Annotated in this window: 13 protein-coding genes and 1 pseudogene; 7 read left to right on the forward strand and 7 right to left on the reverse strand. The window is 54.4% G+C overall.

What is annotated here, in order from left to right; translation table 11 throughout:
• Positions 1-24: 24 nt before the first annotated feature.
• Entirely contained in the window at positions 25-1,620 is a 1,596-nt protein-coding gene (locus tag JMJ16_RS38750) for a WD40 repeat domain-containing protein (RefSeq protein ID WP_201390189.1), read from the forward strand.
• Positions 1,621-1,869: 249 nt separating this feature from the next.
• Positions 1,870-3,825 carry a hypothetical protein gene (locus tag JMJ16_RS38755; protein WP_201390191.1) on the forward strand — a complete coding sequence of 652 codons (1,956 nt, stop codon included), beginning with the start codon at positions 1,870-1,872 and terminating at the stop codon, positions 3,823-3,825.
• Positions 3,826-3,880: 55 nt separating this feature from the next.
• Here the strand turns inward: JMJ16_RS38755 and JMJ16_RS38760 are convergent, their stop codons facing one another.
• Together JMJ16_RS38760 and JMJ16_RS38765 are read right to left on the reverse strand one after the other, a co-directional pair.
• A complete protein-coding gene (locus JMJ16_RS38760; RefSeq protein ID WP_201370191.1) occupies positions 3,881-4,294 on the reverse strand; it encodes a type II toxin-antitoxin system PemK/MazF family toxin in 414 nt (137 codons plus the stop codon).
• On the reverse strand, positions 4,291-4,620 hold the full coding sequence (locus tag JMJ16_RS38765; protein WP_007913050.1) for a hypothetical protein: 330 nt from the start codon (positions 4,618-4,620) through the stop codon (positions 4,291-4,293). Before JMJ16_RS38765 ends, JMJ16_RS38760 begins: the two co-directional genes overlap by 4 nt.
• Before the next feature lie 426 nt (positions 4,621-5,046).
• Between JMJ16_RS38765 and JMJ16_RS38770 the strand changes: the two are divergent.
• Positions 5,047-5,559: pseudogene (locus JMJ16_RS38770) on the forward strand (aminopeptidase); the annotation flags it as partial.
• Positions 5,560-5,641: 82 nt separating this feature from the next.
• On the opposite strand, the gene JMJ16_RS38775 reads toward JMJ16_RS38770, so the two are convergent.
• Complete coding sequence (locus JMJ16_RS38775) at positions 5,642-5,851, reverse strand: hypothetical protein (protein WP_201390193.1); 210 nt, start codon at positions 5,849-5,851, stop codon at positions 5,642-5,644.
• 300 nt (positions 5,852-6,151) lie between these two features.
• Positions 6,152-6,790 carry a hypothetical protein gene (locus JMJ16_RS38780; RefSeq protein ID WP_201390195.1) on the reverse strand — a complete coding sequence of 213 codons (639 nt, stop codon included), beginning with the start codon at positions 6,788-6,790 and terminating at the stop codon, positions 6,152-6,154.
• A 262-nt stretch (positions 6,791-7,052) separates the two neighbouring features.
• Here JMJ16_RS38780 and JMJ16_RS38785 point away from each other — a divergent pair, with 262 nt between their 5' ends.
• Entirely contained in the window at positions 7,053-7,403 is a 351-nt protein-coding gene (locus JMJ16_RS38785) for a hypothetical protein (RefSeq protein ID WP_201390197.1), read from the forward strand.
• Positions 7,404-7,426: 23 nt separating this feature from the next.
• On the opposite strand, the gene JMJ16_RS38790 is transcribed toward JMJ16_RS38785, so the two are convergent.
• The 3 genes from JMJ16_RS38790 to guaA all read right to left on the reverse strand — a co-directional run bounded on the left by JMJ16_RS38790 (position 7,427) and on the right by guaA (position 11,241).
• Positions 7,427-8,446: an ADP-ribosylglycohydrolase family protein gene (locus JMJ16_RS38790; RefSeq protein ID WP_201390198.1), complete on the reverse strand. Its 1,020-nt coding sequence runs from the start codon at positions 8,444-8,446 to the stop codon at positions 7,427-7,429.
• A gap of 241 nt (positions 8,447-8,687) precedes the next feature.
• Positions 8,688-9,503, reverse strand: a complete 816-nt coding sequence (locus tag JMJ16_RS38795) for an NUDIX domain-containing protein (protein WP_201390200.1) — start codon at positions 9,501-9,503, stop codon at positions 8,688-8,690.
• Positions 9,504-9,594: 91 nt separating this feature from the next.
• Complete coding sequence (guaA, locus tag JMJ16_RS38800; protein WP_201390202.1) at positions 9,595-11,241, reverse strand: glutamine-hydrolyzing GMP synthase; 1,647 nt, start codon at positions 11,239-11,241, stop codon at positions 9,595-9,597.
• A 462-nt stretch (positions 11,242-11,703) separates the two neighbouring features.
• Here guaA and JMJ16_RS38805 point away from each other — a divergent pair, with 462 nt between their 5' ends.
• From JMJ16_RS38805 to rsgA, 3 genes are all read left to right on the forward strand, one after another.
• A complete protein-coding gene (locus JMJ16_RS38805; RefSeq protein ID WP_201390204.1) occupies positions 11,704-12,252 on the forward strand; it encodes a DUF4288 domain-containing protein in 549 nt (182 codons plus the stop codon).
• Between the two features lie 180 nt (positions 12,253-12,432).
• Positions 12,433-13,146 carry a zinc ribbon domain-containing protein gene (locus JMJ16_RS38810; protein WP_201390206.1) on the forward strand — a complete coding sequence of 238 codons (714 nt, stop codon included), beginning with the start codon at positions 12,433-12,435 and terminating at the stop codon, positions 13,144-13,146.
• 880 nt (positions 13,147-14,026) lie between these two features.
• Positions 14,027-15,076, forward strand: coding sequence for a ribosome small subunit-dependent GTPase A (gene rsgA / locus JMJ16_RS38815; RefSeq protein WP_201390208.1), 1,050 nt, complete (start codon positions 14,027-14,029; stop codon positions 15,074-15,076).
• The last annotated feature ends 61 nt before the right edge of the window (positions 15,077-15,137 follow it).

Genomic DNA, 15,137 nt, shown 5'->3' on the forward strand with positions numbered 1-15,137 from the left:
GAAGTGATAAAAGGAATAGGCACTATGGCTACATCAAAAGAACATTTCAACGCTAAAAACATAGATAAGCAGATCGAGCAATCACTGGCACAGGCCCCATCTAATGAACCCAACACGCAACTGGTGGCCGATCTACAACGGCTCCACCAGACGGATGCCCAGGCTGATGCGCAATCGCTCAACTACGCCTGGCAACATATTCGCGCGCGCAATCGCTCGCAGCGATCTCTGAATAACGAAGGGAAGGTTATCCCTATGCATATACCTTCATCACGCATGCCTGACAAGACGCAGGGCATGCCACTCCAGCAGCGCTTTGCCTCCACCCGGCGAGCTTTCACACTCATTGCTGCTGTTCTGGTGGCGGCTCTGGTCGTGGGCAGCTTGCTCACCGTACTCTACCGGGCACGTACTGCCCAGGAAGGGAATCCTGGCTCTCCACCTGCTACTGTAATACCCAAAGCAACGAACCAGCCCACACAGGTTCATCCAGGCCAGGTTGTGTATACTCATACAGTGGAAGACAGCGGTATTATGGGTTTGCAGTGGTCACCCGATGGCAAGCGCATCGTGATGGCAGGAGATAGCGCGCATATCTGGGATGCCACAACTGGGAAAAACGAGGTGACATATCATCCAACTGGCGGAGGGCGCAATCCCATTCAAAACGTTGCCTGGGCGCCAGATGGCAGCCAGCGTCTCGCAGTTGCCACCAACAATGTACAGATCATAGATGCGAATACCGGCAAGGTCCTGGTCAGTGGCCCCAAACAGTCCACAGCGCATATCGGCAACCTGTTAACGAGCTTATTGAACCCTCTGACACCTTATAGCGCGGGCACTGCCTCCATAACAGGCCTGGCCTGGTCACCAGATGGCAAATATATTGCTTCCAGCCTGAATGACCCGATCAACGAATCTCGTAATCCGCAGGCTCACCCTATTCTCATCTGGGATAGCAGTACTGGTGCAGTGGTCAAGACGCTGATTGGCCATACCGCCGATGCCTATCACGTAGTCTGGTCGCCGGATGGCACATACCTGGCCTCTTTCTCTCAGAATTGGGATGAAACGGTGCGTGTTTGGAATGCAAAGACGGGGCAACTCGTTCATACCGTTCACGCCGTAGGCTACGGAACGATGAATGAGTTGGCCTGGTCGCCAGATAGCCAGTACCTGGCTGTGAGTATGAGTGTGCAAATTGGCAATAATACTACTGGAGAGATCAAGAACAAGTACCAGGTCCAGATTTGGCAGGCATTAACAGGTAAGCCTGTCGTAACTTATACACTTCACTCACCAAACAACACTGTGCAGTACCTGGCCTGGTCACATAATGGCACACGCATTGCCACAGTTGAGAATGAGACACAGACGATCTCTAGCGGACCAAATAAAGGCCAACAGATAGCAGTAAACGACGTCGAGATTTGGAATCCTCTGACCAGGAAGACACTTTTCACCTATCAGGAAAAGAGTGGGGATATGCGAGGCGTTACCTGGTCACCCGATGATACTCTCATTGCCACTGCAAGTATGAGTGTAAGTAGCCTGCCCCCAGATAAGAAAGCGAATAACGCTACAATCAATGTAAAAGTGTGGAAAACTCCCGCTAAATAGAAGCGCGTATTCATTTAAGAAGCAGGATGGAGGCTGCCAGACGCGTCCGGCAGCCTCCATCCTGCTTCTTTTCTTGGCAATGACTGCCCAAAACAAGAGTTTTTGCCGGGAAAAGCTGTGCTTAGATGGTGTGCAGGCTCAGGCGGTACCGCTGCCCTACCAATAAGATTGCCTGGCGAGTATAATTATTGGAAACATTACGGTAATAGATAGGATGAAAGAAGTCCCCCAGAAAAAGAGAGTAACGCTATGCCACGGAAGACACGAGAGAACAACGAGTACAGTGACCAATTTCAGCGACGTGAAGTGATAGAAGAGACACACATCCCCATGCAAGAAGAGACACACGGAATCGACGAAGTCCTAAACGAGCGCAACCATATCGCCGTCCTATCCTCACTTGAGTACGGCGAGCGCTTCCATGCCGCCGGCAAGCGTGATGTTGAGTTGTACATCCGCACCTACAATACGATGCTGCGTAGCTCCGGCGAGGTTAATCTGAAGGCCCTGATGCAGGCGCACTACAACATTGATTCGACCCTGCACCCCGATGCGCGCGCGCCACAGCCCGATATGTCGGCGTTCATCTATAGTGTGCTGCGCCTGCCAATTTCCATCCTGCACTGTAACCTGGTGTTGCTGGGGCAGTCCGAGGATGTCTTTGTGCAGCATAACTTCCCGGTCAATAGCTGGCAGGCCGTGACGGCTTCGGCCAGGCGCCGCAAGTGGTTCTATGATGGCAAGGAGACCCTGGCAGCCTACGTCGCCAGCGTCAGTGACACCGATGATATCGTGCCTGTGCTGGTGGCCTTCCAGATCGAATGGAACAAGATGTACTACCTGATCAACGAGGACCCGACAACGATCAAGCTGCTGGAGACACGCATGGATCGTAGCTCGCCGGTCTTCGCCGAGATCAGCAAAGTGCTACGCGAGCGCCTGCATATCGCGCCCGATGATTGGAATCGCCTGGAGGTCATCTGGGGCGATCAACTGTGGGAGACCCTACTGAGTATGGGTCAGCAGCGCAAGAACTTCCGCCTGCGCATGCTGGGTGGTTCGCATGTAGGTTACGTCCGCGCCACGCGCCAGTGGTGGAACCCGGTCAAAGATGTGCTGGAGAGCTTGAACGTGCAGAATCGCCCAATCTACTTCGTCTCCAGCAATACCCATAGCATGGTGAACGTCCTCTCCGGTTCCCTGCTCAATCGCGAGGAGGAGCTAACGCGCTTTGCCCTCAAAGGCAGCGATCCCTACCTGAACGCGGAATGCCGCAAGTTGCAGGAGGGCGAGGTTCCGGGCAACTGGCATAACTTCCTCTACTTCGCGGGCCGCGAGTGGGTCAATACGCCCGCGGGCAAAGAGTTCCTGAGCCAGCGCGAGGAGGAGGAGCGAGCGCGAGGCATCTATCGCGTGGATGCGCGCCATGGGGTAGAGATCGATGCCCAGATCTTCGACCTCTCCAAACTACATCCAGGCGAGATCGACCCGCGCTGCCGTATGCCACACCTGGACTACCTGGCCCAGAGCCAGGCCTTGATCCTGAATATCGACTATCCCCTGGGCATGGCGGCCTATCGGATGATGCGCGAGATCATGGAGAACCTGGCGCAGCTACGTGGCATTTATATCCTGGGCAAGGCTGCGACGCTCAATGGTAGCATCGGCGATGTCATGATTTCTAATGTTGTGCTGGACGAGCACAGCCAGAACACGTACTGGCTCGACAACTGCTTCACGGCGCACGATGTCCAGCCCTACCTGATCTATGGCTCCGTACTGGATAACCAGAAGGCCATTTCGGCCAAAGGTACCTACCTGCAGAACCGTCAGTACCTGGACTTCTACTATCGCGCCAACTACACCGTTGTCGAGATGGAGAGCGGCCCCTACCTCAACGCGGTCTACGAAGACCAGTACCTCACGCGCTACCCCGTGGGCGAGAATATCAACTTCGCGCGCCTCCCCTACGAAGTGGGTCTGCTACACTACGCCTCAGATACGCCCTACACGCGAGGCAAGAACCTGGGCGCGGGCAGTCTCTCCTACTTTGGTATGGACTCGACCTACGCCACTACCATTGCCATTACCAAGCGTATCCTTGAGCACGAGGTCGCGTACCTGAAGCGGCAGAAGATGCCGCGCCCCCTGCCCCACCAGGTCGTCTCACTCGAGGCAACCGAAGAAGGAAGCAAGGTATCCTAAAGCATAAAAAAGAAGTACGGCCTAGCCGTACTTCTTTTTTATGCTTTATTTGTGTTTAGGAGATGCTGAGACTGAGTTTGAGTGCGTAGTCGACGCGCTGCATCTCTTCATAGGTGATGACGCCTCTGCGGCGTAAGAGACGTGATTTCTCAATCGTCATCAGTTGTTCGCATTTGACATCCGTGTAATCGGTCAGCCCATTTTCTGCATTGGGGGAGATACGCACATGCAATGGCAGTTCGCGTTCCGTGCGACTCATGGAGGCGACGATAGTAAGCGGATAATTTCTTGAGCCGTTACCACGGTCGTTCTGGATAATTAAAGCCGGGCGTGTGCCCTGTTGTTCGGCTCCACGTCCGGGCGACCAGTTAACATCCCATATTTCGCCTCGGCGAGGTTGTGGGTAATCTACTTGCTGCACATCATACGTTCTGGGGCTGGCCCGGACATGCCTGGCCTCTTCGCTCATGCAACCATACCTTCATGCCCGGCCTCAAAAAAGAACTGGGCGTCTTCTAGCGTTTCTGGAAGGGAACCAAGATAAGCGTAGGCTTCGTCGAGGGAGTAATTAAGTGAGGAAGATAATTCGCGTTCGCGCTTCTGAATAATGGCTGATTTGAGCTGCTGATAATTATCCTGGCGCATGAGTTCCATGATAGTCTCCACTACATCTCCTAGTGAGGAGTCTAGTTCAACTGCAAGGGCTTTGAGCTCCTTGTGCTGTGTTGAGGGGATTTGAATGGATTTGCGAACGAGGTTCTCATGACGGTAAAAGTCGGTATGCGCAATAGCCATGAAGATGCCTCCTGGTCTGTACACGACGTCTTACTCTCTCTATTGTACTTGTCGCCTAAGCAAAAGTCAATAAATCTGGATCTGGTTTGCTGAGAAAAATAAGAAATTCTAAGTAATTGGGATTTGTAGTTTTGCGGTATTTTCGTAAAGCTTCTAGAGCTTTCTTGCTTTACTTTATCGGTATGCCAACATAAATCTGTACCTCTTTGCTTCCTTAAAAACAGCTCCGTCTACTAATGCGCCTATAAGCATGTTCGCTTTTATTTATAAATTCATGTATAGAAAGTCTTTAAAGTGACGCTACGATAGCTAGTCGAGTGGTTCTAGAAAAACAGTAAGCGGAGCTGGACAAATTTCCTATACAACTTGAAGATGAGGTTGCTTGTATGAATCACGAGCTTTATTTGTTAGCGGAAGGAATTATTTTATGACAGATCCCAGGAGACCGACATTACCTATCGCGCTGGTGGACGTAAATGGATCAACTGTGCCAGGACGGAGAACTTCCCTGACGGCGAGATATTTACCGGACCTATCGAAAATTCGGTTAATGGAACTGTCTGCTTCCGCTATCCTTCGCTCTATCACGGCAATGAGGTTGTGGGAATCTGCCTGACCTTTAAAGATGGCAAGGTCATTGAGAGCAGCGCCGAGCGCGGCCAGGACTTCCTTAATGCCATGCTGGATATGGAAGCTGGCTCGCGCACCCTGGGCGAGGCCGCCTTTGGCCTCAATTACCAGATTCAAGAGGCCACGGGCGATACCCTCTTCGATGAGAAGATCGGTGGCACTATGCATATGGCTCTAGGAGCCTCCCTGCCTGAGTCGGGCGGCATCAACGACTCGGCCCTCCACTGGGACCTTGTATGCGACCTCCATGAAGGCAAGGTCTATGCCGATGGCGAACTCTGCTACGAGAACGGCCGCTTTCTCATCTAATGAATAAGGTATGTGGTGGTACCCTGGTTCTGCTAGGACGCCACCACATACCTTACAATACATCTGAACGCTTCTATGGAGACTATGCGCAGTTGGCCTCTTCCTCTGGCAATTTAGCGTAGATTACCAGCTGGCCTGCCAGCGCGATTTTCTGCCACTTTTTGTCCATCGCTAACCCCCTCAGCTTCTCCCCAACTTCTGGTGTGTTTGTGGCGTGCTGTGTGAGGGTTTCGTCAACGCGGTCGAGTGTTGGGACATAGATAAAAAAGTCCTGTAGAACGTCCTGCTGCATATGCGTGTCCTTCCTTCTTGTGTTGACTTCACCTCATGACCCCCTTGCGCTCCTTGCAAGCGTTCCTTCGCCAATGAAGGTAAGACATGTCGATAAGGTAGACGAGAAAAATAGCTGCCAGTTAAAAAAATCAGCGTTTGATAAGACCAAAAAGAAAATCAAGGTTTTCCTCTCTATACAACTAGACGTTGGAACCTTGATTTTGTGACATATGAGTTTATTAATTGCGACAGGTAGTATGGTGACCCTGCCAGCCAAAGGCTGGCAGGGTCACCATACTACCTGTCGCAATTAATCTGATTATTTCCAGGGGAGGGGGGACCAGCGATTGCTCTGGGCAAAGCCAAAGCCTTCGTCGGTAACTGTACCTTCATAGCCGGCAGGGATCGCCTCGAAATAGGCGGCGAGCTTGCGAGGGAAGATTGCCAGGTCGAAGGCCCAGGGGTCGCCTGCCTCCTCAACGATGGAGCGCCAGGAGCGGTTTTCCTGCCACTCCTCTGTGAAGTAGACGCCCAGTTCGGGAAAATTGTTGGCCAGGACGCGCAGGATGTGCCAGATGCCAGCCCCGATCTCTGGTTTATAGGTCGCGCCTGTCTCTGTGAGCAGGGCTTCGTCTTCAAATTGCAGGTTGATGCCAATCCAGGGCTGTGGCTCTTCATCCAGGGTTGGCGTACCAATATTTGGATAGAGCGAGACATCGATACCAGAACAAGTGATGGGTTCGCCTTGCGCAGGCCGGAGAGTAAAGGTCGCGGGATAGATATCGCCAAAGCTTTCCTCTTCGCTCTCGGGCCATGTGATCTCGTCCAGCCATGCCAGGACGCCCTGGTCGTCGCAGCCCAACTCTTTCAGCGTGTCCTGGTAGCGGGTCAGGAGTTCTGCGAAGTCTTCTTGATCTTCATAGGTTGCATAGGTCTGAATTTGCGCGTAAGTTGCCATATCGTTAATCCTTCATGGATAGAAGCTGGTTTACTTATTGCTTTGTGGGAAGTTTCCCTTTATTCTATCAATAAATTGCTTAATATGCTATCTGTGAGTCGTAACCCCAGGCTTTCCAGCTCTTGCCTTGGCTTCGCTACGCTCGCCTCGGGGTAAGGGGTGTGGGTGGAAAACGGCAAAGCCGTTTTCCACCCACACCCCTTACCCTTGATCGCCGCAGGCGCGAAGGCGCTCGCTAATTGGTTGTGAAAGGATGTCACTCATGCAAGAGGAGACCATCACGCTGTATCGTCCTACTGGCTCAGAGGAGTTGGCCTTGATTGCGGAGAGCCTGTATACCACCTTTCCGCCGCGCCTCTTCTGGCAACCTATCTTCTATCCTGTGCTCTTTGAGGAATATGCCGTCCAGATCGCTCGTGATTGGAACGCCCGCGATGGCAATTCAGGGTATGTGACGCGTTTCCAGGTGCGCAAGGCCTTTCTCGATCGCTATGAAGTGCAAAAAGTGGGCAGTGCGATCCACCAGGAGTACTGGATTCCGGCGGAGGAGCTGGATGAGTTCAACCGTAATATTGTTGGCCCCATCGAGGTCATCGCGGAGTATCATTCATAGAGCCAGTGCCCCTGGCGAAGTTGTTAATCCCAGGTTGCTCCTAGCTTTGCCAGGCGATCGCAGTATTCGATGCGGTCGAGCCAGGCCTGGGGCCAGGCTTCGAGACCCAGGTGGGCGCCCGCGAAGGCTCCGGTGAGGCAGGCTATGGAGTCGGAGTCGCCACTGGTGGTCGCGGCACGCTGGATGGCCTTGATAGGCTCTTCGGGATAGAGCAGGAAGCAGAGCAGGCCAGTGGCGAATGCCTCTTCGGCGATCCAGCCTGCGCCCGTCTGCAAGCAGGGATCACTCTGGCGGTCTGGCTGCTTCAGTGCGACATCGAGCCGCTCAAGTACCTGCAGGCATTCATCCCAGCCACGCTCGATAAACTCCTGTGGTGTATTGCTGAGTGAGATCTGCCAGAGCGGCCCCAGCCAGAGCTGATGGTAGACGCTGCGCTGGCTCAAGGCATAATCCCGCAGGCGCTCGACGAGTCCCTCGGGTTCGCCGCCTGACACAAGGTCGGCGATGCACCAGGCTGTCAGATCGGAGGCCGCGAGCGCGGTTGGATGGCCGTGGGTGAGCGCGGCCTGGAACTGAGCGATGGCGGCACGTGTCTCAGGTGTCGCCTCGTCTTGCTCGGCGCGTAGGAGTCCCACTGGTGCTACACGCATATTAGCGCCACAGCCCTTGGAACTGATGACAGTGGCATTCTGCCAGGGAAGGTTACGCGCCAGCCCCTCGCAGGCCTGGAGGCAGGTATTGCCGGGCGCGCGATTATTATCTGGGCTGCGATCCCAGGCGATAAAGGCGGCGCGCAGCGGCTCTTCCAACGTATCGGCGCTATAGGGCTTCTCGGCGGCCAGGAGTGCCTCTCCAACCGCCAGCGTCATCTGCGTATCATCCGTCACGCGGGTGGGATTGCCCTGTAGCTCGCCCGGCCCTTCTGGCCCATATTTCGCGCTAATCTGCTCGATGCTCATAAACTCTGTATCGGCTCCCAGGGCGTCGCCAAATGCCAGCCCGAACAGGCTCCCCGACGCTCTTCTCTGTCTTTCCTTATTCATCTTAAAAAAATCCTCTACTATCGGCCCGGCAAAACATAGAATATGTTGAAATACTATATCATACCTGTTCAATCTTTGTCATGAGAGATCGCGACACTTCGCGCCTGCGGCGCTCAGGGTAAGAGGTCTGTATACCTTTTGCGCGGCGATTGCCGCGCAAAAGGTATACAGACCTCTTACCCTGGAGGTGGTTGTGGAGCAGAGTTAGCATGGAAAATATTTGGATTAGAAATATGCTGGGCTATGCCAGGCTCTCCAGGGTTGGGAGTAGGGAGGCGAGCCAGGGCTGGCCGAACTTCCAGGTACCATAGAGCAGGAGGTTGGGTTCACCAGTGGCGGAGATGCGTCCATGGTGCTCCAGAATAAAGGCGCGTAGGCTCTCCTCTGTGGCGTGCAGGAAGCGGAGTTCTTTGATTTCGTCCTCTTCGGGCTCTCTCTGTTGGACCTCGGAGAGAGGAATGTGCAGGCGCGTCAGGAAGAGGAATTCGCCGTGGGGCATGGCGAGGTCGTAGGCTGCGCCCAGGCAGTACTGTTCGCGGATATCGGCCTCTTGAATACCGGTCTCCTCGCGGATCTCGCGGCGAATGGCGGCGAAGGGATCTGGTCGCTGTCCCTGGACGTCCAGGCCACGCTCGAAGAAGCCACCGATGACGTGATCGCGCCCCTCATAGACGTCGACGCCCTGGCGTTTGTCTAGCAGGATATAGTCGTCGCTGGTCTCGACCACGGAGCAGACGCCGATGGCGTTCCCCAGTTCGTCGCGCCTTCGCTCGCGGGTGAAGCTGGCCTCGCGTGTCGTGACATACTCTTTATAGCTGGTATCGCCCAGGTGGAGCGTGAGCCTCTCGCCCGTTGTCTCGGCACCTACGAGGCGGTAGAGCGGGGCATCAAAGAGGCGCTTGTTGAGGGCGCGGGCCTGGCTCAGCCTCTCCTCCCAGAGCGCGTCCATCCAGGCCTGAATGGCAGGAGTCATGGGCATACGCTCCTCTGGCTGATAGAGAATGTCGACCTTGTCTGCTGGAAAGCAGCCCTGCGCCAGGATCTCAAATTCCAACATAAATAACCTTTCTCTATGTATTACATACGCTGAGAACATGATGTGGCTGGCGGCCATCGGCCGCCAGCCACATCATGTTCTCAGCGTATTTTTATTCCCATTCGATAGTGGCGGGTGGCTTGGAGGTGATGTCGTAGACGACGCGGTTGATCTCATGGACCTCGTTGACGAGGCGGTTGGAGATGCGCGCCAGGAGTTCGGGCGAGAGGCGCGCCCAGTCGGCAGTCATAAAGTCACCTGTGGTCACGGCGCGCACAGCAACGAGGTTGCCGTAGGTGCGACCGTCGCCCATGACGCCCACGCTCTGAATGGGTGTGAGCACGGCGAAGGCCTGCCCTAGCTCGCGATAGACGCCCGCGCGGCGGATCTCGTCGATGACGATCTTGTCGGCCTTACGCAGAATGTCGAGCTTCTCTTTTGTGATATCGCCGATAACGCGAATGGCTAGGCCGGGACCGGGGAAGGGATGGCGCCAGACCCACTCTTCGGGCAGGCCCAGCTCCAGGCCGATCTCGCGTACCTCGTCCTTAAAGAGCATGCGCAGTGGCTCGACGAGCTTGAAGACCATCTCTTCGGGGAGACCACCTACGTTGTGATGTGTCTTGATGCGCTTGGCGGTATTGGCGGTGTCGTGGCTGGTGCTCTCGATGACGTCTGGGTAGAGCGTGCCCTGGGCCAGGAAGCCGATCTTGCCCTGCTCTGTAGCGAGCTTGACGGCCTCTTCCTCGAAGACGCGAATGAACTCTTCGCCGATGATCTTGCGCTTGCGCTCGGGATCGGTCACACTGGCTAGCTTGCCGAGGAAGCGGTCCTCGGCGTCGATGGCGACCAGGGGGATATGCAGGTGGTTGCGGAAGGTCTCGACGACCTGCTCGCCCTCGCCCTCGCGCATACAGCCGGTATCCACAAACATGCAGGTGAGTTGATCGCCGATGGCCTTATGGACTAGCAGGGCCGCGACGGCGGAGTCAACGCCGCCCGAGAGGGCGCAGAGGACGCGCTCTTTGCCGACCTGCTGGCGAATGCGCTCGACCGTCTCGTCGATGACCTTCTCCGGTGTCCAACTGGCCTCACAGTCGCAGATACGGAAGAGGAAGTTCTTAATGAGCTCTTTGCCCTGGGGTGTGTGCGTGACCTCGGGATGGAACTGGAATCCGATCAGCCCCTTGGGGTGTGCGATGACCGCGACGGGATTGCTCTCAGTGGTCGCCAGGATTTTAAAGCCCTCGGGGAGCTGGTCCACGCTATCTCCATGGCTCATCCAGACCGGCAGGCGCAGCGGGGTATGTTGCGTAGGGCGATCCAGGTGGGTAGTCTGCTCTGGGGAGGGCTTGAGGCCCTCGAAGATGCGATAGGTCGCGTAATCCTGCTCTGCGTCTGCCATAACCTCGATGGTCGCGGGTCCATACTCGCGTGTGCCATGCTTGGGCTCGACGTGGCCGCCTAGCTGTTGGGCCATGAGCTGCATGCCATAGCAGATGCCGAGCACGGGCAAGCCGCTATGGAGAATGGCCGGGTCGCAGCTTGGGGCGCCCTCGTCATAGACGCTTGAGGGACCGCCCGAGAGGATAAAACCCTTGATGTCCAGGTGGTCTTTGGCCTGTAGCTCGGCCAGCGTGGTCGAGGCAGGCACTAGCTCGCTATACACATGGCACTCGCGAATGCGGCGCGTGATTAAGCGGCTAACCTGCGATCCATAATCTAGTACAATAATTGCCTGACGGCGCTCCAGTTGCATATATCCCTCTTTGTTAATATCGATGCTATAGTGGTGAAGAGCGAAATAATTCAGTCAGCATTGCTTGCAAGTATATCTAATCGTCCAAAGCGGTCAATAGTTTGATCTATACGCCGCTTGTACTAGTTCCTCGTCCCTTAAATCGTCCAGTATGAGGATGTGGAGTTGGAAATGCCGCGGCATTTCCAACTCCACATCCTCATACTTCTGATACTCGCGTGTAGACCTCTACACATTTGCCTCAATTTAAGATATGATGTTTGAGTATACCACAGATTGCACCTTCGTCATCGTCAAAGTAGGAGTCGAAGCAGGGTGGCTCAAGGAATAGCCTTTTTCTCTCTCTTTGTGCCTGGGCTGCTTATGAAAGCGAAGCCTGGAGCCGAATAAGAGAAGAGGTGATTTTTGAGATACCCTGGGAATCGAAGCAGGGCCTGCGTCCGAGCAAGAAAGGAACATGCTATGGGGGCGTCTAAACAGGGAAAATGGTATGTTGCCGAAATAGTTGAGGAGATTCATGTGGAGGGGGCGGAAGAGAATGTTGTCCATAGAAACCTTGTCCTGATTCGGGCGAACTCTGCAGAAGAGGCATTCCAGAAGGCTATGGCTCATGGACAGGAGGGGGAGATGATCTATGATAATCCCCAGGGCCAGCGTGTAACCTCGACTTTTCGTGGGCTGAGCAACCTGACGGAGATCTATACCGATCTGGAGGATGGGGAGGAGATTACCTATTATCAGTGGGTGGGTCTCGATGAAGATGAGATTCAGAGTATGCTCTTGCCCAAGGATGAGCTGGATATCTTTCGCCAGTGGAATGAAGAGGAAGATTCAGATGTTCCCGATATTCGCGCGCGAGCACTCTTAGAGGAGGCGTCGCAGCCAGCCTACGAGGTTGAAGCGTCCGCAACCGCTGAAGAAGATCTGGAAGAGATCGATCCCCAGGCTGTGCTGGCCGAGGTAGAGCGTATTCTACGTGAGCCTCGCGACACACGCGAAGACTATAGATAAAGAGATAGAAAACAGGGTGTTCTGGTGCGTACGCACCAGAACACCCTGTTTTCTATCTCTTTATGAAAAATGTGAATAATGTAGGCAAAAGGGAAAATGCTATTGATGTTCCTCCTGGATAGCAGTACAATAGTAATCTATGGTAGAATGTCGGACGCGCTGAAAGGAGAAATTCTACTCATGAGTACGACCCAGCTAGCCGCGCGGTTGTTCCAGCTACAGGAGCTCGACCTGGATCTCGACCGCGTCAAGGCTGAGCTTCAGTCCCTTCAGCAATCTCTTCAGAACAATTATAAGCTGCGTAAGCTACAATCTGAGCAGCAGAGCATTGCGCAACAGTTGCAGGCCAGTCTCCAGACACAACGCGAGGCTGAATGGCATCTCGAAGACCTGACGAAGCGTATTGAGGCGCAAGAGCAGCGCCTTAACAGTGGGAGTCTGAGCAATGCGCGGGATTTGCAGGCGCTTCAGCAGGAGGTCCAGCAGCTTCGAGCTCAGCACGCTCGCCAGGAAGAGTCCCTGCGTGAGATTGTAGACGTTACTGAATCGCTGAAAGAAACCTCCGAGCGTCAGGCGCACGAGTTAGAGCAGGCACAAGAGTCATGGTCACGGGACAATTCCACGGAACTGACTCGCCAGCAACAACTTGAGGCGCAGCGCGCCAATCTCGATCAGCAGCGTTCCCTGATTACCTCAGTTCTCGAAATGGACCTGCTTGAGCGCTATACCTTGATGCGGCGCACCAAGCAAGGACGAGCCATTTCCAGAGTTGAACAGAGTTCTTGCCAGTGGTGCCTGGCCGTGCTTGCCCCCAGCGAATTACAAGAGGCGCTCCGTAGTCCTGAACTTCAGGTCTGCACCAATTGTGGTCGCATTCTCTACTACGAACTTTAATCTCTTTGACCCATATGCATCGTCCGACAGTGCCAATGCCTACCTGGTAACCCTTCTGAAAGTAATGGATGTTTACACGACTCACTGGCCGCTCAGTGAAAGGCGCAATGTAGCGCACTTCTCCTCCTATCCCACTAGCCTACTATCTCTCCTCATGTGGTAGAGTTTTCCTTGTCTTTTTGTGGTCACACAACCCGGGTAAGATGTATGAGTTGTGGCGTGGGCGAACGCCCACGTCACAACTCATACATCTTACCCTTGAGCGCCGTAGGCGCGAAAGCAAATGAATTTTGGCGAAATGTCGATAATGAGAAGAGCGAACGTTGACAAAAACGATGGGTTCCGAGTATGCTTTGAGTACGAGGAACCGTTCGTTCAAATTCTGGCCTGGCCAGTATAAAGGAGGTGCAGTTCTATGCAAGAGCACAAAACCTGTTACTGTGTGCTTGAATGCACCTTGTCTGTCCGGCATGAGGCGAGTGTTATAGACAGTCGTTCGCCCGTCAGGTTCCCTTGATTCTCCTGGTTCAGCAGGTACCTGGCGCATGCTAGTATTGCCTGTCTGTATCGCTTCCGGTCATGCCTCTCCGAAAACCTGAGCGCGTGAGCGCTAGCTGCCCCCATTCGGGGACAAGCGAGAGCGGCGTTGGTTTTCGTATAAGGAGGCCATGGGTTGACTGGAAAAGGCTCTCAACGTAGTGCTTCCCCAGTTGAGAGGTCGACACTCCCTCCCACGTGGCAGACACCTTCATGCCGTTGTTTGTAGCGCGCCATTCTTCTATCGATGAACCAGTGCAGCATACCTCTCTTCAAGAGATAGCTATGTTTGCCTGGCAATATGGCTGCCGTTTTTCCTGCAATTCCTTGGGAGGGAACAAGCTTGATTGATGATCCGGCTTTGCTTACCGGTGTTGTGCTCAATGGAGCACATGGCATCTATGACGTTCACACTGATGCTGGCGTCTTTCGCTGTACGCTGCGCGGGAAATTAAAGAAAGCCTTCGCACGCGTCCAGTCTCAGAACACGCAGGTTGTTGCTAAAGGGCGCAAGCTGAATGAGTATCAGTTGCGACGCGCCGAACGTGAACGTGAGAAAAATAGTAAAACCGCACCTGAACCCGAAAATCCTATTCAATCACGCCTCTCGGCAGGCGATCATGTCAAGTTTCGTAAGCTTGATCAGAGTACAGGCCTGATCGAAGAGATTCTGCCGCGCCAGAGCGAGCTCTCGCGCCTGGACGCTGGCTCAACGGAACGTAAAGCGATTCCGCAGACACTGCTGGCAAACCTTGACCAGGTGATTATCGTGCTTTCGGTGGCCCAGCCAGAGCCGCATTTCGCTTTTCTGGATCGCTACCTTGTCATTTGTGAGGCGGCGCAACTTCGCTCCATCATCTGTCTTAATAAGGCCGATCTTCCTCATTCCTCGCGTGTGGAGGAGGCCGCCGATCTTTATGCTAAGTTGGATTACCCCATTGTCTGGAGTAGTGCGCACACTGGACAGGGGATAGAAGACCTGCGCGCGATCCTGAAGGACCGCACCACTCTCTTCACCGGGCCTTCAGGCGTGGGCAAGTCCTCGCTGGTGAACGCCATTGAGCCAGAGATGGCGATTCGTACGGGGATGATTAGCGAGGCGACGGGCAAGGGTCGACATACGACGACCGGCTCGCAGCTCTATCCGCTCTCTTCTGGCGGCTGGCTGGCGGACTCGGCGGGTATTCGCGCTCTCGCTGCCTGGGATGTCTCGCCAGAGGATCTTCCGCGCTGCTTTGTCGAGTTCCGCCCCTACCTGGGCGAATGCGTCTTTAACGATTGTAACCATATCGACGAAGAGGGCTGTGCTATTATTCAGGCCGTAGAGGACGATGTGATTGATAAGCACCGCTATCGTAGCTATGTTCGCATTTATCATGGGGATGAACGGTAAGAAAATTTTGATAAGAGAAGTGAGGCCCTCTGGCAGCCTGCGGCTGCCAGAGGGCCTCACT

The organism is Ktedonobacter sp. SOSP1-52, from assembly GCF_016587395.1.

What these genes read in the sequence shown, in the direction of transcription:
- JMJ16_RS38755 (WP_201390191.1), top strand. Translation starts at nt 1,870, where the DNA reads ATGCCACGGAAGACACGAGAGAACAACGAGTACAGTGACCAATTTCAG.
- JMJ16_RS38765 (WP_007913050.1), bottom strand. Translation starts at nt 4,620, where the DNA reads ATGGCTATTGCGCATACCGACTTTTACCGTCATGAGAACCTCGTTCGC.
- JMJ16_RS38805 (WP_201390204.1), top strand. Translation starts at nt 11,704, where the DNA reads ATGGGGGCGTCTAAACAGGGAAAATGGTATGTTGCCGAAATAGTTGAG.
- JMJ16_RS38790 (WP_201390198.1), bottom strand. Translation starts at nt 8,446, where the DNA reads ATGAATAAGGAAAGACAGAGAAGAGCGTCGGGGAGCCTGTTCGGGCTG.
- JMJ16_RS38810 (WP_201390206.1), top strand. Translation starts at nt 12,433, where the DNA reads ATGAGTACGACCCAGCTAGCCGCGCGGTTGTTCCAGCTACAGGAGCTC.
- JMJ16_RS38750 (WP_201390189.1), top strand. Translation starts at nt 25, where the DNA reads ATGGCTACATCAAAAGAACATTTCAACGCTAAAAACATAGATAAGCAG.
- guaA (WP_201390202.1), bottom strand. Translation starts at nt 11,241, where the DNA reads ATGCAACTGGAGCGCCGTCAGGCAATTATTGTACTAGATTATGGATCG.
- JMJ16_RS38785 (WP_201390197.1), top strand. Translation starts at nt 7,053, where the DNA reads ATGCAAGAGGAGACCATCACGCTGTATCGTCCTACTGGCTCAGAGGAG.
- JMJ16_RS38780 (WP_201390195.1), bottom strand. Translation starts at nt 6,790, where the DNA reads ATGGCAACTTACGCGCAAATTCAGACCTATGCAACCTATGAAGATCAA.
- JMJ16_RS38795 (WP_201390200.1), bottom strand. Translation starts at nt 9,503, where the DNA reads ATGTTGGAATTTGAGATCCTGGCGCAGGGCTGCTTTCCAGCAGACAAG.
- JMJ16_RS38775 (WP_201390193.1), bottom strand. Translation starts at nt 5,851, where the DNA reads ATGCAGCAGGACGTTCTACAGGACTTTTTTATCTATGTCCCAACACTC.
- JMJ16_RS38760 (WP_201370191.1), bottom strand. Translation starts at nt 4,294, where the DNA reads ATGAGCGAAGAGGCCAGGCATGTCCGGGCCAGCCCCAGAACGTATGAT.